The sequence below is a fragment of the Thermogemmatispora carboxidivorans genome, assembly GCF_000702505.1.
GTDB classification, from domain to species: domain Bacteria; phylum Chloroflexota; class Ktedonobacteria; order Ktedonobacterales; family Ktedonobacteraceae; genus Thermogemmatispora; species Thermogemmatispora carboxidivorans.
The window spans coordinates 2457698-2479858 of the sequence record NZ_JNIM01000001.1; the positions used below are offsets into that span (position 1 = coordinate 2457698).

A 22161-nucleotide genomic window follows, 5' to 3' on the forward strand; every position below is an offset into this window, starting at 1 on the left:
ACGAGTCTCAGTGGAAGTGAGTCACGCCCCCGTACCCTGCTCCTGGAAGGCTCGGCCCATTCCGTCCAGAGCCGCGGCGCTGGCCTCAAGAGGGCGACCAGGCCCATCCCTGTCTGCGGCGGAGAAGAGAAGGAAGGAAGCGAGCCGAAGAGAGCCAGCCAGCTCCAGATTAGGGCCAGTCGCTCAGGGCCTGAGCATAGAGCGCCGGATCAACGTTGCCGCCGCTCACAATGCAGCAGACACGCTGACCACGGAAGCGCTCCGGCTGGAGCAGCAAGGCTCCCAGGGCCAGAGCACCTGTCGGCTCAACCTTCAGATTTGCCAGCAAGAAGAGACGGCGCAGCGCATCCAGCGTTACCTCATCCGGGACCTCGATGATCTCCTCCACTCCCTGGCGGATGATCTCCCAGTTGAGTCGCCCCAACGAGAGGGTGCGCGCCCCATCAGCAACCGTCTCCGGCTCCATCTCGTTCGTGAGCAGTTGTCCACTGTGCAGCGAGCGAGCGGCATCGTTGCCAGGTAGCGGCTCTGCCCCAATGATGCGTGTCGGACGTCCAAGAAGGTCACGAGCAATGATCTGACCTGAGATCAGTCCACCACCGCCGACCGGCACCAGCAGCACATCGACCTCTGCCTGGCGCAGAATCTCCTGTCCGAGGGTCGAATTCCCCACGACCACGCGGTAGTCGTCGTAGGCTGGGGCAATGAAAGCCTCGGGCTGCTTGCGGGCCAACTGTGCCACGCGCTCCTGACGGCTAACACGGCGAACATCGGTCAGCTCGACTCTCCCCCCGTAGGCCCGGACGGCCTCAATCTTCACATGGGCCGCGGTCGAAGGCATAACGATCGTCGCCTCTTTTCCCAGTAAGCGTGCCGCATAGGCCACGGCCTGACCAAAGTTACCAGAGGAGGCAGTGATAATCTGCCGCTGAGGAACACTGGCCAGCAGATGGTAGGCAGCACGAAATTTAAAGCTGCCCGTATATTGAAAGGTCTCACTGGCAAGCAGCAGCTGACAGCCTAGAGCCTCGGAGAGGCGGGGAGCGGGCAGTAGGAGCGTAGGACGCAGATAACGCGGCAACCTTTGCCACACCTCTTCAACGTAAGTAGGAGTCAGCTCGGGTGCCAGATCATAGCGGTGCATAGCAGGTGTCTGCTTCTTTCCTGGGCAAGATTGTCAAGCGGCTCATGCATGGCCGAAAGCAACAACTAAAGGAGCGCCGCCCCAATGGCCTTCCTTCCCTGCCAGGTGGCAGGATGGGATCGCAGCAAAGTGTCTCTACGGCGCTCCTTTGGTCATTGTACCATTGCAGATCTGCGGAAGACAAGGCGCCTCCACCGTATCGGCGTGGGCAGGCACAAACCTTCTCCTCCTCGCGTGAATGGAGGGGGGAGCAAAGGCAAGAGGCTGCCCTGGGGCCAAGTCTTGCGAACCAGCCGAGCCGGGGCCGGGTTACGAACCCTGCTCCGGTGGCTCTGGCTCCAGGGAGCGCTCTCCGGCTGGACTCAGGCCCACAGCGGCGTCTGCTGTCACCGCCTCCTCCGGCTCTGGCGCTGGCTCGCGCAGAATCTGGTAGAGGATAATTGACCCAAACGTGGCCACGCCAATGGCGCTCAGCTGGAAGCTTCCAATAGTCAGCGCCAGATTCCCAGCCCCCACGATCAGCGCAAAGGCCACGGTAATCAGATTGCGGCTCTTCGAAAAATCCACGCGGTTCTCGACCCAGATACGACCGCCGGTGGCGGCAATCAGACCGAAGAGCACGATCGCCAGCCCGCCAATCACGCCGGAGGGGATGGTCATGATCAAGGCGCCGAACTTCGGGCAGAAGCCCAGCAAGATGGCCACGATAGCAGCAATAATGAAGATAGCAGTAGAATAGATACGAGTAACGGCCATGACCCCAATATTCTCGGCGTAGGTTGTCACTCCGGTACCACCGCCGAAACCGGCGACGATCGTAGCAAGGGCATCGCCAAGGAAGGCGCGGCCCAGGTAGCGATCAAGATTACGCCCAGTCATGGCCGCTACAGCCTTGACGTGGCCAGTATTCTCCGCGACCAGAATGACCGCCACTGGGGCGATCAATGCGATGGCTCCGGGTGAAAACGTGGGCGTTGAGAAGTGAGGCAAGCCGACCCAGCTCGCCTTTTCCAGTCCTGAGAAATCGATAGGCTTGCCCAGATGCAGACCATTAGCGAACAGCAGGTAGATCAGATAACCGATGATACCGCCGAGCAGAATGGGCAAACGGCGCAAGGGACTGGGGAGGAAAACGGCCACAAACGCGACCGCCAGCACGGTGATGAGGCCCATCCAGGTATCGAAGGCTGAGCCGCTGACATCGCTCACGGCCACTGGGGCCAGGTTGAGCCCAATGACTGCGACGACAGCACCGGTTACAACGGGGGGCATCAAGATATCGATCCAGCGATAGCCGGCGGCGATCACGATCAAGGCAATGATGCCGTAGACTACCCCCGCGGCAATGATGCCGCCCAGAGCAACCCCGATGTTGGGATTGAGACCCGGACCGTGGAAGCCGCTGGCGAAGCCAGTAGCTGCCAGCACCACTGCGATAAATGAAAAGCTAGAGCCAAGGTAGCTCGGCACTCGCCCGCCCACGACCAGGAAGAACAAGAGTGTGCCAATCCCAGAGAAGAAGATCGCCGTGTTCGGATCGAAGCCCATCAAAATTGGAGCCAGCACGGTCGAGCCAAACATAGCCAGCACATGCTGCAGCCCCACCAGGATAGATTGCCCCCAGGGAAGACGCTCATCGGGCGCAATAATCCCTTCGGTCTTGAGCGTCCAACCGCTGAAATAGCCGCGTTTCTCCGCGGTGTCGCCTGTTGCCATGCGGAAAACCCTCCTCATAGGAACAGTTGGCCAAAGGTGGATGCCAGAATCGCTAGAGAGAAAAAAGAGGGTAGTTTGTTGAATGTGCTACCCAGGGTGTGAGCGAAACGCTGGGGTGATTGACTGAGGTTCAGACCAGATCGGTGGGACAATCCGTGAGCGCTATGGCCTCCTTTCTGGCACCTGCGCGGCAGGCCGGTGCAGCTGACCGAGGTGACTGACCGCAAACCGAGCAGGCAGGGCCTATTTCCCTAGATTATACCCTATTCTGGCCCCAAATGCGAGATGGCGCCTGGAGGCGCGAGTCAGCAGTCTGGCTGGCAGCAGGAAGGCCCAAGGCTTTCTGACCAGAGCGAGAGGAAGGGGGCGAGAGGGGGCCGAGAGAGCTGCGGCTCTTCCCTGGCTCCTGTGCTCTGGGCAGGTCTGGGCTGCTCTGCTAGAATAGGGGCAAAGCCTGGGCAAGAGAGAGGACAAGGGCATTGTGCCCCAGGCGCCAGCGGCTGCCGGCGGAGCGCCGCCGGGCCGTATGTCTGGGCAGGACAGGCAGAGAAGGGCATGAAGCCATCTCGTGATCAGCAGCCAGAGAGGAAGGATCGAAACACCGTGAGAAACAGCCAGCTCAAGCGACAGAGCAGCGAGGCGCCGAGTGGCCAGGTCAGCCACAGCGAACCCCGCTCCGTCAGAGAGGCCATCCTGGCCGCCGCCGTCGAGCTATTTGCGCGCTACGGCTACCATGCGGCCCCACTACGCGACATTGCCCGTATGGCCGGCATTCAGGCAGCCAGCATCTACTATCACTATGCGAACAAGCAGGCGCTGCTTGTGGAAATCATGGAGACCTACATGCGTCACCTGAACGCCAACCTGGAGCGCATCATACGGGAGCAACCGGGGCCGCTGGAGCGGCTACGGGAGGCCATTGCCAACCATGTTCGTCTCCACACCAGCTTTAAGAACGAATTCTTCATCATTGACACTGAGATTCGCGCGCTGGAAGGGACCAACCGTGACTATATTATTGCCCTGCGTGACCACTATGAGCACCTGATTCAGGAAATCCTGCACGATGGCATGGAGCGGGGGATCTTCAAGCGGAGCGACATCAAGGTCACCTCCTATGCCCTGATTGCCATGTGCACTGAAGTCGCCACCTGGTTCCATCCGGGCGGGCGACTCAGCGTACAGCAGGTCATAGATCTCTACAGTCAGCTCATTCTGCAGGGTCTGCTCTGCGAAGGAGATCCCGAGCGAAGTCTGGTGGAATCAGTGCATACTTTACTCCCTGCTTCTGGAGCAGCAGGTGAAGAGCCGTCACGGTCTCAGCCAGAGGGAAGCGAGCCGTGATGAGGGCCTCGACGGGGATCTGCCCACTGGCGATCAGCTCCAGAGCGCGTGCGAAGTACGTAGGGGTATGATGAAAGACCCCTTTGAGGGTAAGCTCATCGTAGTGCAGCGGGCGGGTCTCCAGGGAGATGCGTGTGCTAGAGGCGCAGCCCCCGAAGAAGTTGACCAGGCCGCCGCGGCGCACCACAGAGGTCGCCAGTTCCCAGGTCTCGGGGGTTCCCACGGCCTCGATGACCACATCGGCCCCGCGTCCCTCGGGAGTGGCCTCCCGGAGCAGGGCGCGCTGCTCCTCAGCGGAGAGGGAACCGGTCTCGAAGACCTGCGCAGCGCCGAAATGGCGGGCCAGGGCCAGGCGTTGCTCGCCGTGCCCGCTGACCAGGACCCTGGCCCCTGCCAATCGGGCGGCTGCCGTCAGCAGCAGGCCCAGGGGGCCAGCGCCAATGATCAGCACCGTATCACCGGGCTGGATCTCGCTCTCCTCGATTCCATGCAGGGCGCAAGCCAGCGGCTCCGTCAGAGCTGCCGCCGTAAACGAGAGGCCCTGTGGCAGACGATAGAGATTGCGCTGCACAATGCGAGCAGGAACCAGCAGATACTCGGCGTAGGCTCCAGTCAGTAACAGCAGATCCTCGCAAAGGCTATAGCGACCGCGGCGGCAGTAGAAACAGCGGTCGCAGGGGGCGGAGTTGGCCGCCACCACGGCATCGCCCTCCTTCCAGCCCTGGACTCCTGGGCCGACAGCGGCCACAATGCCAGCGGCCTCATGGCCAAAGCCTGCGGGAGGATGTTTGAACAAGAGAGGATGGCCGCGCACATACGTCTTGACATCGGTACCACACGTAGTAGCCGCCGCGATCTGCAAAACCAGCTCGCCGGGACCTGGCTCAGGAATAGGGCGCTCCTCCAGCCGCACATCGCCCGGCGCATAGAACATCGCTGCCAACATCTGTCCAGGCATAGCGTGTGACTTCCTTCCTTACCTCTCACGTTGCAGCTCGTTTCATTGTGGCCTTTCGAAAGAGAGCCTGTCAAGGGGCGAGCGGGGGCCAGTACTCCCGCCCCGACAGGCGCACGTTCCCAACTGCCGGACGCCGGGTCGCCGGTCAGCCCTCCGATGCCCTCACGCGCCAGCCGGGCCAGCAGACGAAGAGAGCTAGCTCAGAGACGTCTCCAGGAGGCTGTCGCTGCCACGGCCAGCACTTTCGACAGGCTCCAGCAAGCGGTAGCGATCCGGGAGATCCTCTTCGCCGCTGAGGTCCAGATCCTGCAGAGCAGGATAGACCAGCGGAGGAGTCAACGTCAGCTCCAGCTCCTCGCAGGTACGTAGCAGGGCCTGCTCCACCTGGAGCGGGAGCTGCTCTTGAAAGAGCAGGAGAGAGCCGAGGCTCGTCGCGATCATCTCGCGGATGTGTTCCTCATCGCGCTTGGTATGGAAGTGGGGGCTGTGAGAATGATACTGCTGCAGCAGCGCTGCCATAGGGGTGGGATGAAAGGGGCTGGCCTTGGAAAGCAGATCGAGGAGCAAGAAGGTTTCTACGGCGAAACCAGAGGCGAAACGCAAGGTTTGCGCTGTCATCAAAGTCATCCCCTGCTCTCCAGCATTAGGGGAGGTAATCGTCTCTGAAAGACCAGACCAGGACTGGCAGAGGAGGGAGATAATCGGTGAGACCACGCTCGTGCAGCGGCCAGCGCTGGCCTCGACCAGCATGCCATTACGCAGGCCGGGCTTGGCAGCCCAGCAGATGCGAATATTATGCAAGGTCCCACTGGCATGGTAGGCGTAAGTCGTATGGGCGGCCATGAACAGGCGGCCCATCGCCAGTGTATACTCCAGCAAGGCGCAGGGGACCAGGTTATCGGCGTCATAGAAAATGAGCCAGCGGGGAAAACGCAGCAGGTGCGCCAGCAGCGTTCCGAGATACATGCCTTCCCCCTTCCCATCGCGCACATGGCCACTGCTATCCAGAATGTGGGCTACGCCGTGGGCGCGCAGCAGTGTGGCCAGAACCTCGTCCTTCTGGTGCACCACGAACAGCTGACGGTGGGAGGCCAACCGGGCCCGTAGGCCCAACCTGAGCATCTCATACTCCTCTGGGGGGCAGTTGGTCACGACAATGATCGGACTGTCCGCCGGCAGATACCAGAGTACTCCGGCCAGCGTCTCCAGGCTCTCGGACTTGTGGGAGATGATGAAGGCGGTGTGGGCCAGAAAATGGGAAAGATCGTGGAGGTTGTGCTCTTCGAGAAGATGGGCAAATCGGATGGTGTCAATGAGCATATCGCTTGCTTTTCCTTTCTAATCGAGAGGAGTTGCGTCTGTCGCGACCGGAAAGATTCGACCATCTGTAGAGAAAAGACGCACGGAGGAGGGCTTTCATCTCAGGGAGGTGGGCAAGAGAACGGAAAGGCCCGGACGGGGCCGGTCCCGGCTCTGTTCACGACCGCTAAGAGAATGAGCCACTCCACCGGGCACCGCCATTCTGCTTCAGAGGCGAGGGCGGTGCCCCAACCCTAGCTAGCACCCTCGCTAGCCAGCCAGAAGGGAACTCTGCCGTACAGTAATACGTTCGCTTCCCGGAAGGCGCGCCGCTTGCTGGCTCAAAGTACTACTGCCTGCTTGTATGGGTGACCAGGCGGAGAGGCAGAGCAATCAGACAGCAGGGAAAACAAGAACCAGACCTGTACGGCTTTGTACACATGCGCTACTCGTGCGCCCCAGGGGGGACATAAAGGCCCCAAGAGCGCGGCCTGGGGTGCCGAGAGAGGACGAGGTAAGCATCCGGCAAGGGTGCGAGGCTGCTGCCCGCGGTGGGCAGGCGCCGGGCCAGGAGCCGGATGGGGAGAAAGGAGACAGGTGCTGTCTCAGCTCCCTCCTTCCTTCCCAGCTGACTTCGCTCAGATCAGAGCGAGCCGTCGTGACTATCGAAGCCGACGGAGGGGGGACTGGGAGAGAAGTGCTCCAAGAATCGGTAGAGGCGTCGTAATTGGCGCTCGTGTTCTCCTTGTTGCTGTTCGACGTTCAAATAAAGCTGTGAGAGCAACTCATAGCGCTGGGTCTGCTCATTGAGCCGCAGCAGCAGTGTTCCCAGCTGCTCCTGTTGGCCGGCCAGCACCCCCAGCAGCTCCTGTTGCTCCTCCTGTTGGACTTGCCGGCGCTCCTCCAGCTCGCGTTCGAGATAGTTGAGCTGAAGCCCCTGCTGATCTTGCCGGTCGTGCTGTTGTTCCATGCGCTGGCGCTGTTCGGCGACCTGAGCCGTGAGAAAGGTCATCTGCTGGGTGAGCTGCCCCAGGGTATGCGCCATCTGCTCTTGCTGGAGGCGCTGCTCCGCCAGTTGTGTAGTCAGATGCAGCATCTCTCGTGTCAGCTGCTCGTGGACTTCGACCTCCTGCTGCACATGAGTTGTAAGGGCCTCGATCTGCTGACGGAGCAACGCGAGCGTCTGCAGCCACTGTTCGCTCGTTTGCTGCAAGCGCGTCGTCAGCTCTTCAAGCTGCTGCTCCAGCTCAGTCTGACGGGTGCTGGTCTGGATCTGGAGGGCGGCGATTTCATCCTCGAAGGAGGTTTGCAGCCGGGTCAGGGCCTCATCGACAGAGAGACGCTCTTGCGCAGAGGCCTCTTGCTGCTGTTGAAAACGGGCCTCTAGTCGGCTGCGCAAGCGCTCTAACGCCTCATGCTGGCGCAGTGACTGTTCGCGGATCAGCCTGCGCAGGGCGGCCACCTCATGTGTGACAAACTCGGGAGAGACCGGGTGGACCTCCTGGGCGGCTCCCGTGGCTGGTCGCTCGGGTGATGAGCGTTGCTCAGGCTGACCAACTTCCCTTCTGGCCGGGGCAGGAGTTGGCACGCTGCTTGCCGGTGCGGCAACGCTGGTGTTGAGCAAGGCCAGATCGCTGGCGCGGATCAGAGGAAGCTGGCTTCTCCCCTCTGACGAGTGGCGACGTACTGGCAAGAGACCCTGGCTGATCCAGCGTTCGATGGTCGCCTCGCTCTGTCCGCTTGTACGAGCAGCCTGGCTAATGGTGAGCCAGCGATCTTCGGGGCTGGCCAGCTCATCGACGAGTTGTTCCTGCTTCACGGCTTCTTCTGTCCTTGCAGGCGAGTATTCCTCTGTGTGTTCCTCGAACATGAAAGCAACTGCCTCCAGCTATCCGCTGGTCTCAGTATATGTTGCCAGCCCGGGGACGTCAACAGCAGAAGGCAGGAAGCCGCTCTCGACTAGTACGAGTGGCTAGTTGAGATCATGAAAGGAGAAGAAAGGCTGGCCCAGGCCAGTGAAGCCTGGGCCGAGGCAGGAGACAGGCGCGGGCACAAGCGCCAATCGCTCGTCGGCCCTCCCTCCCGCCAGGGACAGGAGGCTTGCCCCTGTTCAATTCTGCCCGGCCTGCTTACTCTGCTGGCGCCAGAGCGTGACCTGGCGCTCAACCATCTGGATAAAGGTTTTCACGACCAGGGGGTCACGACTCTGGGTATAGGCGGGGACCAGCTGCCCAACGGTGGTGAGACCCTGCTGGTCCAGGTAGTAGTCATGTACATAACGGAACCAGTCGCGGATGCCGTCCTCCCAGCTCTGATAGCTCCGGTAGCCACTCAGGGAGCGGCAGCGACAATCAGCAGTGACAGGGGCGTGCAACAGGCCAGGCGAGTGAGTGACGCGGCCCAGCCCCACGGTGCCGAAGGTGCTATCGTGCAGGAAGAAGGCCAGGGCATAGACGGGGTCGATGCCGGTCTGTTTGCCACTCTCGTAGATGAGTTGGGCATCGCTGGCCAACGGTGACTGATAGTGAGTCAGCAAACTCGCGATGAAATCGACTGTGACCGTGGGGTGTCCCTGGAGTGGGTAACCATCGGCAGGGTAGGGCGTGGCAGTGGCACTGCCGCTGGCTGAGGGCACGACTGCCGTGGGTGTAGGCACCGGTGTCAGCTGTTGGCCTGTGCCGCTCGTTGTCGGGGAAACGCCGCTGACCGGGCCAAAGAGCCGTACCTGCTCGTTGCGCCAGGTATCGACAGCCGTCTCCACTGCCCGAATGTAGCCCGCCACGTCATTGTGATCCGCCGCTGGCGCATAGCGCGGAATGATCTCCTCGACAGTGCTCAGCCCCCAGCTCTCAATGTAGACAGTGCGGATGAGTCGATACCAGGCGATGAAGCCGGCTTCCCAGCTAGGGAAAGCGGCAAATCCATCGATGCAGGCAGCATCGGGGATGCAGCGCAGGTTGCCCAGCGACAGTGTTGTCCGGGCGATCCCTGCTGTTCCAAAGGTGCTTTCGTGGAAGAAGAAAGCCAGGGCATAGACCGGGTCGATCCCATACTGGATGCCATCGTCGTAGAGGGCCTGGCCTTTGCCGGCTGCTGGTGAGTGATAGCTCGTGAGCACGAGGTCGATCAGTGCAGGGCTGACAGAGGGTGGTCCCGCCAGGACATAGACACTGGCTGGCTGCGGCGCGGCCCGCAGTGTTGCGCTCTCCGAGGCAAGGGAGGCAACGCTAAAGAGGAGAAGCAGAAGGCCAACAATGAGAATTTTGCTGATCCGCTGCATGCGTCTACCTTTCATCATAGCCTCTCTTCCCCTAATGATACCCTATTTCACTCAGAAAAGGCAGCCCCCTTGTGACTTTCTCCCCGCCATAAATTGACCTGCGGCGGGGGGACGGGGACGAGCAAGCCTGGTCAGGGTCGTCCCTGGCGTAGATAGAGCACAAAGCCAGGAAGGTTCACACGCTGGTAGTGGCGGCTGGTAAGGAGATGGGCCTGACTGCTGAGCAAAGGGAACTCTCCATTCTGGGCGTCGCTGAAAAGATAGGCGGCCTGGGGGTCAGCACTGACTTCCTCGTAATAGGGTGGGTAGCGCACCAGGTCATTGCGCGTCAGCCAGGGATTGATGGTAGCGCAGATCACCTGCTCCTGGCTCACGAAGGTCAGGCGGTCGCAGATCCAGTAGCCGGAATAGACGTGGTGAATGTCCCAACGCGCCAGGGTGATTGCCAGATCGACGTATTGCTGCTGACGGGTGGTGGCAGCGGGGATGTCAGCGAAGTTAGCCAGTGTCCCCCCCAGAAAGGCCAGGAAGAGCAGCGTTAGCATCGTTCCGGCGAGCAGGCACTGGGCACGGGCGCGGTCAGCTGTGGGTGTGAGCGTTGGTGGCCGGTCCTGGCCCTGGAGGGCGTGGGTGGTGACGGGGCGCAGGCTCTGTTGAAGGAGAGCGACCAGAGGCCAGATGAGGGCTGGCGTTACGATCAGCAGGCCCACCAGGTAGCGCATGCTCTGTGGGCGCTGTGCTGCTGTCAAGCTGGAGGTGTAGCTCAGCAGGGTGATGAGGCCTGCGAGCAGCAGAAGCAGGCGACTGGCATGCAGGGCCAGCCGCTCTCGCTTTGCTCGTTGCAGAGGCCAGCCTTCTTGCGAGAACAGCCGGAGCCTCCAGAGCGGACGCAGGGAGAGAAAGAGAGCGCTGGCCAGAAGGGAGAGGTAGGCCAGGCTCCAGCCGCCATAGAGTGCAGCGCAGCTCAGGCTCTCTCCGTGCTTCCAGCCATAGAAGGGCAGTGCTTCCAAAGGGCAGGTTGGGGTCATGCCGGTCGCCAGGGGGAGGCTGTAAAGAAAAGTGCCGGCCAGCTTCTTGAGCCAGAGCTGCAGGCCCGTGGGGGGAACTCCGGGGTAGCGGTTCTGACTGTAAAGGGCCAGGAAAATGCTGAGCGAATCCTGGCCGGGGGGAGCCTGCAGGTTATAGAGAATTAAGGGGAAGGCGCCGAGTGCCAGACCGGTCAGCAGGAGTAAGGGCAGGGCCGGGCGCCTCAACCACTCGCGCCAACTAAAGAGGACCAGTAAGATAGCTGAGCAGCAGAGGAAAGGCAGGACGAGCCAATGACTCCACAGGCCCAGGCCCGCCACCAATCCCCAGGCAAAAGAAGCCAGCAGACGGCTCCCGCTCCGGACCCAGGGTGCTCTTGGCTCTGCCGGTTGAGTTTGGGCCAGCCAGGTCGCCAGGAGCATGGCCAGAGTGCCAAAAGCCAGCGTCTCTACGGCCCCCCCAACGGCGCGCATTTCGGGCGTCAAGATATAGCGAGGTGCCAGACAGAGGAGGGCCAGCGAGAGGAGGGCCACCAGGCGCCCATAGAGCAGTCGTGCGAGCTGGTAGAGGGCGAGCGCGAAAAGGAGGAGAAAGACCAGCATGGCCAGGCGCAGTGAAAGCAAGGAAGCGCCAAAGAGGCGAAAGAAGACGGCGGCCACATAGGCTTCGCCGGCTCCCATATAGTTCTGCCCATAATAGAAGATAGGCCAGTCCTGGCCGCGAGCGATATGGAGGGCCATCAACCCCATCGTCCCTTCCTCGCTGTCGGTGCCGGGCCAGCCAGCAAGGCTGAAACCCAGGCGTATTCCCAGCATGGTGACGACGAGGGCTGGAGCGGCGATCAGACGCGCTGCTCTCCACTGCTGGATGCGCAAGATCGACAAAGAAGCCATCGTTTCTCTCTCGAGAGAAGAGGCGGGCAACACCTGCCTGTCTGGTCCGGAGGCAGGACTCACCTTTTGGCTCACTACTTCAGGTGGCTCCATTCTAGATGACGGGTGATATGTTGCCTAGACGGTTGGACAAAAAATACTGGCCTTAGCGGGATTGCTCTCCTTGTCTCCCAGCTTGACCGTAGCGAGGCAAGGCGGGGGTGATTGACTGGGGGCGACCGCGAGATTTTGGCGGGCCAATTCAGCTATACTGTCTCGTATCAAGGCTGATGACGGAGGAGAAGAAGCTGACCATGAGCCGAGATGAACACGCTGGGCAGGTCCAACAACGGATCGATGCGCTGTTGGCCTCGATGACCCTTGAAGAAAAAGCCGGGCAACTCACGCAGTATTTCTACTTTCCAGGCTTCACGCTCCAGAGCGCCTTTGTAGAGGAGGAGATCCGCGCCGGGCGGGTCGGGAGCCTGCTGTTTGTGGCCGACCCGGCTCAGATCAATCGACTCCAGCGTCTTGCGGTTGAAGAGAGTCGCCTTGGTATCCCGCTGCTCTTCGGCTTCGATGTCATTCATGGCCTGCGCACCATCTTCCCCGTGCCGCTCGGGCTGGCGGCCTCCTGGGACCCGACGCTGGTTGAGCAGGTGCAGACGGTGGCGGCACGTGAGGCGCGGGCGGTTGGTATTCACTGGGCCTTTGCTCCAATGGTGGATATTGCTCGTGATCCGCGCTGGGGCCGCATCGTCGAGGGGGCCGGCGAAGATCCCTATCTGGGGGCGCGCCTGGCTGCTGCTCACGTACGTGGCTTTCAAGGTGAGGGAGCTGGAGCAGCCGAGCGTATTCTGGCGGGGCCGAAGCACTTCGTTGGCTATGGGGCGGCGCTTGGCGGGCGCGACTACGATGAAGTCAATCTCTCTGAGAGTGAGCTGCGAAACGTCTATCTGCCGCCGTTTGCGGCGGCAGTGGAGGCGGGAGCAGAAAACATCATGAGTTCCTATGTGGGGATCAATGGGGTGCCAGCGGCGGCAGATCGCCGGCTGCTCACTGAGGTGCTACGAAACGAACTGGGCTTCCGAGGCTTTGTGGTGAGCGACGCCAATGCGGTGATCGACCTGACCACCCACGGTTTGACGCGCGACGATCGCGACGCGGCTCTGCGGGCGCTGCAGGCTGGCCTGGATATGGAGATGTCCCTGGGGGTGCAGTTTGCGGGCGAGACTGGTCCGGCGGCACGCCCGGCGGCCTTTGCAACGCTGCCGGAGGTGGTGCGGGCTGGCCAGGTTGACGAGCGTCTGCTCGACGAGGCGGTGAGGCGGGTGCTGGCCCTCAAGTTCCGTCTGGGCCTCTTTGAGCAACCGTATGTCGACGAGGCGCGTGCCAGCCTGGTCCTGGGAGCGCCTGCTCACCGTGAACTGGCGCGTGTGGCTGCTGAGCGCTCGGCGGTACTACTGCGCAATGAGGGGATCTTGCCCCTCGATCGCGCGGCGCTGCGCCGGCTGGCTGTCATTGGGCCGCTGGCGGTGGATAAGCGGGCGACCCTTGGTCCGTGGGTGTTTGTACCGGATCTGGAGCGTACGGTCACCCTGCTGGAGGGACTCCAGCAGATGGCAGGCCCCACTCTGCAGGTCGACTATGCGCCGGGGGTGCCGCTGCCAACCCGACCTATTCCCTCGCCGTTTGCGGCTCTCGACCAGCTCGCTGCCGACTCTTCCCTAGCGGGGGAGCCGCCATTTGATGAGCGGGCGGAGTTCGAGCGAGCTATTGCCCTGGCCCGTTCTGCCGATGTGGCCGTGCTCGTGCTGGGCGAGGCGGCGGACATGAGTGGTGAAGCGGCATCGCGCTCAACGCTCGATCTGCCGGGCCGTCAGTTGGAGCTGTTGGAAGCGGTGGCCGAGACTGGGACGCCGCTGGTTCTGGTGCTGCTCTGTGGCCGGCCTCTTGACCTGCGTCGGGTGGTTGAGCGGACGGCGGCCATCCTGGTAGCCTGGCACCCTGGCAGCGAAGGAGGCAATGCGGTGGCCAGGTTGCTCTTTGGTGAGGTAGCGCCTGGGGGAAAACTGCCCGTGAGCTGGCCGCGCAGCGTGGGGCAGGTGCCCTTGATCTATGCGCATTTGCGCTCGCACCAGCCGCAGACGAGTGGTCTGCGTTACTGGGAAGAGGAGAGCACGCCCCTCTATCCTTTCGGCTTTGGCCTCAGCTATGGCGAGGTGGAGTACAGCGATCTCCAACTGAGCGCTCGCACAATCGGCCTCCACGATACGCTGGAAGCCAGCGTGGTGCTTCACAATCGCTCACAGCGTCCTCTCGAAGAGGTGGCGCAGCTTTATCTGCATCAGCGCTATGGGCGGGCAGCCCGTCCGGTGCGTGAGCTAAAGGCCTTCGAGCGTGTAAGCCTGGCCCCAGGAGAAAGACGCACGCTCCATTTCATCCTTGGACCAGAGGCGCGGCGCTACTGGAGCGCTGCAGCGGGGGCCTTTGTTCTCGATGAGTCCGTCTTTGACGTTTGGGTGGGCGGCTCGTCGCTGGCCTCCTTGCACGCCGAGTTCAGTGTGCAGGCTGACGGTCGGGCCGACTCCTGATCCTGTTCAGAGAGAAAGCCAGCGATGGTATAGCCCGTGGGCGCTGATCCCCAGTCCTGGGATAGCCTCGGGACAGCTTCCCCAGAGGGGGTCAGCGCTCAGGCCAGCGTTTGCTGATAGCTTACGGAAGGCGAGGGAGACGATGCAGGTACAGAATCCGATTATTTCCGGTTTCCATCCCGACCCCAGCGTCTGCCGCGTCGGTGACGACTACTACCTGGTGACCAGCTCCTTCGAATATGTCCCTGGCGTGCCGGTTTTTCACAGCCGCGACCTGGCCCACTGGCAGTGCATTGGCTACTGTCTCACCCGTCCTGAGCAGCTTCCCCTGCCGCGGAGCGAGCCGTCGCTCGGGATCTTTGCCCCTACCATCCGCTTCCACCAGGGCATCTTCTACCTGGTCACCACGAACATGGACCTGTATGAAGAGAGAGGAGGGCGTTGCAGCTTCTACGTCACTGCCCGCGACCCGCGCGGTCCCTGGTCCGATCCGGTCTGGCTTGAGCAAGGGGGAATCGATCCGTCGCTCTTCTTTGACGACGATGGCCGTGTCTATCTGACAAGCACCGCCGAGGGTGAGGAGCAGGCTATCCAGCAGAGTGAGATCGATCCGGCTACAGGCAAGCTCTTGAGGGGGCCGCGTCTCCTCTGGCGAGGCACTGGTGGCGCCTATCCTGAAGGGCCGCATCTCTATAAGATCGCTGGTCGCTATTACCTGATGATCGCCGAAGGAGGCACCTCCTACGGCCACATGGAGACACTGGCCCGTGGCCCAACCCCGTGGGGACCGTGGGAGGCCTGTCCCCACAACCCCATTGTGAGTCATCGCAGCCTGCTCAGCCCGATTCAGGCCACTGGCCATGCCGACCTGGTGCAGGCCCAAGATGGCAGTTGGTGGCTCGTCTGTCTGGGAGTGAGGCCGCAGCCCTTCACCGGACTCCATCATCTAGGGCGAGAAACCTTCCTCGCCCCAGTGGTCTGGGACAGCGACGGCTGGCCCCACGTCGGTGAGAAGGGACAGATCAGGCTCACCCTTGACGGGCCACAGCTTCCCTCTGTGCCCTGGCCTGCTCCCACCACGCGCGATGACTTTGATCAGCCCACCCTTGGCCTCGACTGGAACTTCCTGCGCTGGCCCCCGCCCGGCAGCTGGTCGCTGACCGCTCGTCCAGGCTTCTTGCGTCTGCTCGGGAACGCTGCCACGCTGGATCAAGGCTTTGGGGTGGCCTTCGTAGGGAGGCGGCAGGAGCACGGGCAGTGCACCGTGTCCACCCGACTCGAATTTGCATCCCAGCAGGAGGGACATGAAGCCGGCCTGGCTGTCTGGATGAACTGCAAGCACCACTATGAAATCGCCGTCGTCCGCCAGAACGGGGGGCGCTGGGTCATCGTGCGTCAGCGCCTTGGGGGCCTGGCGGTCATCGTCGCTCGCGAACAGGTGGAGGCCGGACCGGTCACGCTGAGCGTCAGAGCCATTCAGCCGACGCAGCCGGCGTTTAGCGCCTCCTCTCATTATCTCTTCTCGTATTCCCAGGGCGAAGGAGGGGCGCGCGAGCTGGTCCGGGGCGAAGCCCGCTATCTGGCGTCAGAGATCGCCGGCGGCTTCACCGGCGTCTACTTCGCCCTCTATGCGACGACCAACGGGGGGACTGGTACCACAGTCGCCGACTTCGACTGGTTCGAGTACCTGCCCTCTCCAGACTTTGCCTCCTGAATAAAATCAGCGACCGGGTCGTGGCCAGTCGCGGGACCAGAGGAGCAGAGGCTTGAGCTTCCACTCCTTGCTGGTCCCACCTCGACCGTCGTTCTCTCCAGGCAAAGGCTCCGCCCTGCTCAGGCGGTGCTGCCCTCGCGCAGGCGGAAGACCTCAACCGAGCGGCGCAAGTACTCGACCCGCTGCGCCAGCGCCTCCACATGCTGTGAGGCCTGGCGCGTGTTCGCATTCATCTGGCGCGTTGCCTGAGAGAGGCGCTGCATAATCTGCACAATCGACGTAAACGCTTGCAGCTGCCGGGCTGCCATATCCGTAATACGCTCAATCTCGCGTGCCTGCAACTCGACAGCAGCTGAAATCGTCTCCAGCGCGGAGTCAGCCTCCTGAGCACGCTCTGCCCCGGAGGCGCTTTCTTGCTCTGTTGTGCGCATCGAACTGGTCACGGCGCTGATATCCTGTCGCACGCCCTCGACGATCTGGACGATCGAGCGAGCCTGACTATTGGCACGCTCGGCCAGGCGTTGGATATCTGCCGCGACGGCCCCGAACCCGCGCACCGACTCCCCTTCGTAGGCGACCAGAGTCGCTGCATCCCGGGCCAGGCGGTTCGTCTGCTCAACAATGGCCGAGATCACCTCGACGGTACTGTTAATGGCACGCGAATGCTCATCGAGCTTCTCGACCTTGGTGGCAGTGGCCTGCACATTCTCATAGATACGTTTCAGCCCCTCAAGCACTTGCTGAACAGCCTGTCGACCCTGGCGCACATGCTGGAGCGACTCGTGAGTACTTGTCTGGAGCATATGGGCACGATCGGCGATATGGTGGCTCGATGAGGCCATATGCTCGATCTCGCGGGTCGCGCGGGCAATCTGTTGCAGTTGCTGATCACCCGTTTCCACCAGGCGGGCCAGGGCATCGACCACAACGGTCGTCGAGATGGCCACCTCGCGTGCTGCCCCTTTGACGCGCATGACCAGGCTGCTCAGCTCGGCCAGCATGTAGTTAAAAGCATTGGCAATAATCTGCAGCGTCCCGCCGGTCATGCGAGCGCGTCCGCTCAAGTTACCCTGGCTGACCCCGCTGACATCGCCCACCAGGGCCTCAATCTGCTTCTGCAAGGCATTACGCTGAGCTTGAATCTCCTGAATCAGGCGCACCATATGGTCGAGCATACTATTGAGCGAGCGCGCCACCAGAGCGATCTCATCACGGCCCGAAACCGAGGCCCGAACACTGGTATCGCCACGGGCAATACGGCGCGTCAGGCGAGCCAACTGACCCAGGGGGCGCGCAATCGTCCAATAGACAAAGGTCCCGACCAGCAAAACAACCGTGATAATCAGGATGGCGGCCAGCGCGATCTCAATCGCCGTCTGCGTGGCCTGGGGTCCAGTGACCTCGACCACCTTATCGCCTACGGTCTCCGTGAGGTCGACAAGATGCTTCCAATCATTTTCCAGGGGGGTATAGGCACTATTGGCCTGTTGTAGCAGCTGGGTTGTCTTGCCTGTCGTGCTCGAGGACTGCAGCGCAGCCAGCTCGCGATCTTGGGCCTGCAGGTAGTGCTCCCACTCACCTGACAGGATACGCTGCAGCGTCTGCTGTTGGTCGCTGGCCAGACCGCGGGTACTGCTCTCGCTCTCGAGCAAGGTACGGATAGGGGTCATCTGCGGTGAAGTGGCCAGCAAGTAACTGCGCTGGTAGCTTGTCAGGCCCTGGGCAAAGCTCGACTCCAGGGTCTTGATCTCAGCAGTCAGGCGCTGGCGCAGGGCGGCCAGATCCGTGTTGGGGGCCCCGGCGATCGTCGTTGATACGAAGGTCTGGGCCTGCAACGCGATCAGGTCGGCGTGCATATGTTGTAAGTTTGCCAGCTGCGTGGTGACTACGTGGACGGCGTCAGTACTGACCTGAACCGCCTCGCTGCGGCCATTGAGCGTATCGATATAGGCGCGTCCGAGCAGCCAGAGGATGAGGCCCGGGATCACCGCCACCAACATGGCTGCCAGGAAGAGGCGCCGCACAATGGGCGCCTGCGAGATCCATCTCATCGAAACCATCATGCTCACATTCCCTTCTTGCTTTGCGGCATTGCTTCGTCCTCAACACAGGGACCTGGGTCGGGATGAGACACGTGGGCCGCTTGGACCACGTGGATCACTCGGACCGCTCAGAGCAGTCAGACATGGTGCAAAGCGAGAGCCACTTGCTCATTATCGGGATAGCTATAGGGGGAAGGCACGGCGTAGGGGTTGTGCTCATCGGGCCATCCCACAAAGCGGGCCGTTGTATACTCGTACCAGTTGACGCTGTAGAGCAAGGGAATCGAGGGTAACTGCTCCACCATAATGCGCTGCAATCCATTGAGAGCCTGCTGCTGGACAGCGGGGTCGGTCGAGTGAGCATACTGAGCCAGCAGCTGATCGGTCGTGGGATCGCTCCAGCGCTCCCAGTTTGAGGGAGCAGATTTCCCGATCGGCGCCGTGTTAGTGCTATCGAGCAAAGCATCGTACAGATAGTAAGGAGAAGGGCCGCTATTGGTCCAGGAGATCGCACTCTCGAAGGAACCTAGCTGCAGATCCGAGATATAGGTATTGAGCGAGAGGGGCTTGACAGTGACCGAGATGCCGATCGCGGCCAGATCCTGGGCCATCAACTTGCAGTCCTTCTCCCAGTCGGTCCAACCGGAGACGACTTCCATACTGAAAGCCAGCTGCCGGCCCTCACGATCCACAAAGATGCCATCGCTTCCCCGCACAAAGCCGGCCCCTTCCAGTAAGCGGATGGCCCGGGCCCGATCGACCTGGAACGAGAGCGAGCGATACTGCGGAGCCAGGAAGGAGCGGTAGGCAGGCAGGACGATGCCCGTTGGATGAGGCGGTGGCTCATAGCCATTCTCCCCCTCTTTTGAGAGACGCTCGCGGTTGATCGCCAGACTGATGGCCTGGCGCACAGGGAGGAGATTAAAGGGATAGCGAGCCGTATTGAGATAGAGCATGACGATGGCGATAGGTGGCAGCCAGTAGCGATTGTGGGCTGGATCGCGCCCCACAAAGCTCTGAAGATTCGAGCTAAAGAGGCCAGTCCAGTCGATGGAGCCCTGGGCCAGAAGCAGATCGGCACTGGCGTTAGAGACGTAAGCCGGATAACGCAGCTGGCTGATATAGGGCTTGCCAGGCTGCCAGTAGTGCGGATTACGCTCCAGGATGTAGAGCGTCGGATCAAACGACTTCAGCACAAAAGGGCCAGTGCCAATTGGATTGGGATTAGCCTCATGGACGGGATCTTTGAAGTGCTCCCAGATATGGCGCGGCACGATGTAGGTCTGGCCGCCGATGTACCACTCCTCTGGAAACGATGGTTGCTTGAAGGTCACGACCACGCGAGAAGGATCGGGGGCTGCCACTTCCTTAACAGTCGTCCAGATGCTATGGAGATCGAGGGCAGGAAAGCGATGGAGCAGATTCAGTGTAAAGACCACATCGTCGCTCGTAAAAGGCTGACCGTCGCTCCACTCGACTCCGCGACGCAGCTGGAAGGTCAGCGTCTTGAGGTCACTGGACCAGGAGAAGCCAGTCGCTAACCAGGGCTTCACCTGCCCGGTCTCCTGATTAAAGAAGAGCAAGGTCTCGTAGATCATCCCTTTGGTACCGCTGAGCGTCGAATTATCGGCGGCGAAGGGATTGAAGAAGCGTTGGAAGCGTCCATAGGGGCCGGGCACAATGGTCAAAGCCCCTCCGTACTTGATCTGCGACCCTGGCTGGGCGCTACTGCCGGGCATACTGCCAGGCACACAAGCTGTCATCACCAGCAGCAGCGCCACAGCCAGCGTCAAGAGCCAGAGGGCCAGTGAGAGCTGACGCCTGTCACGGTGTTGCCTCTCCCAGAGCGGGCAGGGGCCAGGCGAGGAGCTGCCCCTGGGAGAGAGTGTAAGACGATGCGACTGGCAGGTAGGGCGAGCATGAGCAGGGACAGCGATGGGCATGGTGCATCCTCCTTGACATCAGATCCTACTGATAGGACTCACCATCGGGTGCTTGTGGCGGCTGCGGGACCCACAACTGAGAAGAAGGCAAAGGGGTGTGAGGGCTGGACCCAGCGAGCCCTGTCGGTGGCAGAGGGGTCACCGCTCCAGCGGGAGGTAAAGGGGCCTGGGGCGGGAGAGGGAGCAACCCAGGCTGAGACTGGCCAAGCGAGGCACTGACAGGCCGCGTACCTGAGCCAAGTGGGGAGATCGAACCCGTTGTTGTCAGGCTGCGACGCTCACTTGCAACCGAGATCGGAGTAGCTGCAGCTGACTGCTCGCGCGAGACCTTGAAGGCATCGACAGAGACTCGCAGATGCTCAACCAACGAGGCCAGACGCTGCATATGATGAGTGGCCTCACTCAGCCGGGCCTTGTTCGTTTGCGTCAGATCGGCCACATACTGCATAATCTGGACTGCTGCCGTGGCCAGCTCCATCTGTCTGGTCACCAGGCTGGTGATATCGGCGATATCACGGGCCTGGCGCTCAACGGTGGCAAAAATGCCCTCCAGGGTCCGCTCGACATCCTGAGAGACCTTGCTTTCCAGCGTGGTCTCGCGCTGGGTGCGCTCCATAGAAGTCGCCGCCTCAGCAATATCCTCCTGAGCGCTGCGCACAATGCGCGCGATGTTATTGGCCTCCAGCTTGGCCTGCTCAGCCAGCCGCCGAATGCGCACGGCTACCGTGCCAAACTCTTTGCGTCCCTCGCCGGCCATCGCCGCCTGGATAGCCGAATCGAGAGCGAGGCGATGAGTCTGATAGGCCAGACTGAAAATGACCTCCACGATATCGTTAATCTCCTGCGAACGCTCTCCGAGGCTGCGCACGCGCTGTGTCGTTGCTTGCACATGGGCGTGAATATGACCGAGGCGATTGATCGCGTCCCAGGTGGCCTGATGTCCGCCAGTAGCGCTACGCTGCGTGTCCTGGGCGATGCCTTCGAGAATCTGGGCAAGCTGCGCTACCTCCTGACTTGCCAGGGCCATCTGCTCCACGCCGCCTGCTGCTTCACTGATCTGCTGAATCTGAAATTCCCCGATCTGGCTGAGGTGGGTCATCTGCTCCAGAGTCAGCCGGGTAGAGGTCTCTACCTCGCGGGCCACCTGCTTGATACGAAGCACCAGCCCCTCCAGCTCGCTGATCATATAGTTGAAAGAGGAGGCGAGCACGCCCAGCACATCGCCGGTCACATCGGCGCGGATGCGCAGATCACCCTCGCCAACTCCCTTTACTTCGCTCGCCAGGTTCCCGATGCGCGTCTGCAGGAGATCGCGCTGCTGCTGGGTGTTCTCCATCAGTTGGACAATGGTGTCGAGCATGGTATTCATCGAGGCGGCTACGTGGGCGATCTCGTCGCGCCCGCTTAGCCTGGCGCGCGCCATCGTATCGCCAGCGCTAATGCGTCGGGTCAGCTGGATGAGCTGGCGCAGAGGGCGGCTGATCGTCAGGTTGACAAGGTAGCCAATCGTGAAGACAAAGAGCATGGACAGGGGGATAGCGGTTACCGTTCCAATCAACATCGGGACGGTCTGCGAAGGACCAACGCGCACAACCTCAGTATTGACTCGCTCGGCAATGTCTACGATGCGTTGCCAGCTTGCTAACAGCGGGGTATAGAGCTGATCAGCCTTCTGGAGGAGCTTGGCGGCCTGGGCCAGAGGCATGCGCGTGTCGAGGCCGATCAAAAGGTCATCCTGCGCGGCCTTGTACTGGGGCCATTGATGCTCCAAAATAAGGTCCAGTAGCTGCTGTTGCTCGCGAATAATGGGGGTGTGCGGGTCATTATCGAGCAGAATCTGCCGAATGTCGGCCATCGCCGGGGCGGTGGCGAGCTGGTATTGTTCCTGATAAGCCACACTGTCAACATCAAAGCTCCCTTCGATGCTGAGCACCTGAAGAATGACTTCTTCTTCGGCGCGCGTCACGGTGGCGTCGCTGGTGCTATTGGTGGTGACACTTGGTAGGAGGGCCACAAGCAGAGCATGCATGCTCTGCAGACGCGCTAGCTCGGTGGTGGTGATCTTGATGGTCTGGTTACTAATCAAGACCGCTTGCCTTCCCGACTCCAGGGCATGAAAGTAGATACTGCTGAGGAAGACAATAGCAATAAAGGGGATGATGGTTGCCCAGGCGAAGGTAGCAAAGAGCCGTAGGGAAATCGGCGTGTTACTGATCCATCTCGGCATCT

At 61.3% G+C, this 22161-nt stretch carries 12 protein-coding genes and 1 pseudogene; 3 read left to right on the forward strand and 10 right to left on the reverse strand.

Annotated features, from left to right (window positions below; translation table 11 throughout):
- Positions 1–169: 169 nt before the first annotated feature.
- Complete coding sequence (locus N688_RS09540; RefSeq protein ID WP_052889069.1) at positions 170–1144, reverse strand: threonine ammonia-lyase; 975 nt, start codon at positions 1142–1144, stop codon at positions 170–172.
- A 309-nt stretch (positions 1145–1453) separates the two neighbouring features.
- On the reverse strand, positions 1454–2860 hold the full coding sequence (locus N688_RS09545; protein WP_081838688.1) for a solute carrier family 23 protein: 1407 nt from the start codon (positions 2858–2860) through the stop codon (positions 1454–1456).
- Positions 2861–3415: 555 nt separating this feature from the next.
- Here N688_RS09545 and N688_RS23555 point away from each other — a divergent pair.
- A pseudogene (locus N688_RS23555) lies at positions 3416–4027 on the forward strand (TetR/AcrR family transcriptional regulator); the annotation flags it as partial.
- A 43-nt stretch (positions 4028–4070) separates the two neighbouring features.
- On the opposite strand, the gene N688_RS09555 reads toward N688_RS23555, so the two are convergent.
- From N688_RS09555 to N688_RS09575, 5 genes are all read right to left on the reverse strand, one after another.
- Positions 4071–5162 (reverse strand): zinc-dependent alcohol dehydrogenase, encoded by a 1092-nt coding sequence (locus N688_RS09555; RefSeq protein ID WP_052889071.1) that lies wholly within the window; start codon positions 5160–5162, stop codon positions 4071–4073.
- 195 nt (positions 5163–5357) lie between these two features.
- Positions 5358–6482, reverse strand: coding sequence for a mannosyl-3-phosphoglycerate synthase (locus N688_RS09560; protein WP_052889072.1), 1125 nt, complete (start codon positions 6480–6482; stop codon positions 5358–5360).
- 622 nt (positions 6483–7104) lie between these two features.
- A complete protein-coding gene (locus tag N688_RS09565; RefSeq protein WP_156025357.1) occupies positions 7105–8280 on the reverse strand; it encodes a hypothetical protein in 1176 nt (391 codons plus the stop codon).
- Between the two features lie 291 nt (positions 8281–8571).
- A complete protein-coding gene (locus tag N688_RS09570) occupies positions 8572–9759 on the reverse strand; it encodes a glucosaminidase domain-containing protein (protein ID WP_081838690.1) in 1188 nt (395 codons plus the stop codon).
- Positions 9760–9872: 113 nt separating this feature from the next.
- Entirely contained in the window at positions 9873–11660 is a 1788-nt protein-coding gene (locus N688_RS09575) for a glycosyltransferase family 39 protein (protein ID WP_052889075.1), read from the reverse strand.
- Positions 11661–11953: 293 nt separating this feature from the next.
- Between N688_RS09575 and N688_RS09580 the strand changes: the two genes are divergently transcribed.
- Both N688_RS09580 and N688_RS09585 read left to right on the forward strand, forming a co-directional pair.
- Entirely contained in the window at positions 11954–14233 is a 2280-nt protein-coding gene (locus tag N688_RS09580) for a glycoside hydrolase family 3 N-terminal domain-containing protein (RefSeq protein ID WP_052889076.1), read from the forward strand.
- A 142-nt stretch (positions 14234–14375) separates the two neighbouring features.
- The gene (locus N688_RS09585; protein WP_052889077.1) at positions 14376–15947 is read left to right on the forward strand and encodes a glycoside hydrolase family 43 protein; all 1572 of its coding nucleotides are present in this window, start codon (positions 14376–14378) and stop codon (positions 15945–15947) included.
- A 119-nt stretch (positions 15948–16066) separates the two neighbouring features.
- On the opposite strand, the gene N688_RS09590 is transcribed toward N688_RS09585, so the two are convergent.
- The 3 genes from N688_RS09590 to N688_RS09600 all read right to left on the reverse strand — a co-directional run bounded on the left by N688_RS09590 (position 16067) and on the right by N688_RS09600 (position 22159).
- On the reverse strand, positions 16067–18010 hold the full coding sequence (locus tag N688_RS09590; protein WP_052889078.1) for a methyl-accepting chemotaxis protein: 1944 nt from the start codon (positions 18008–18010) through the stop codon (positions 16067–16069).
- A gap of 116 nt (positions 18011–18126) precedes the next feature.
- Complete coding sequence (locus tag N688_RS09595; RefSeq protein ID WP_052889079.1) at positions 18127–19932, reverse strand: ABC transporter substrate-binding protein; 1806 nt, start codon at positions 19930–19932, stop codon at positions 18127–18129.
- A 25-nt stretch (positions 19933–19957) separates the two neighbouring features.
- Positions 19958–22159, reverse strand: coding sequence for a methyl-accepting chemotaxis protein (locus N688_RS09600; protein WP_052889080.1), 2202 nt, complete (start codon positions 22157–22159; stop codon positions 19958–19960).
- Positions 22160–22161 lie beyond the last annotated feature (2 nt).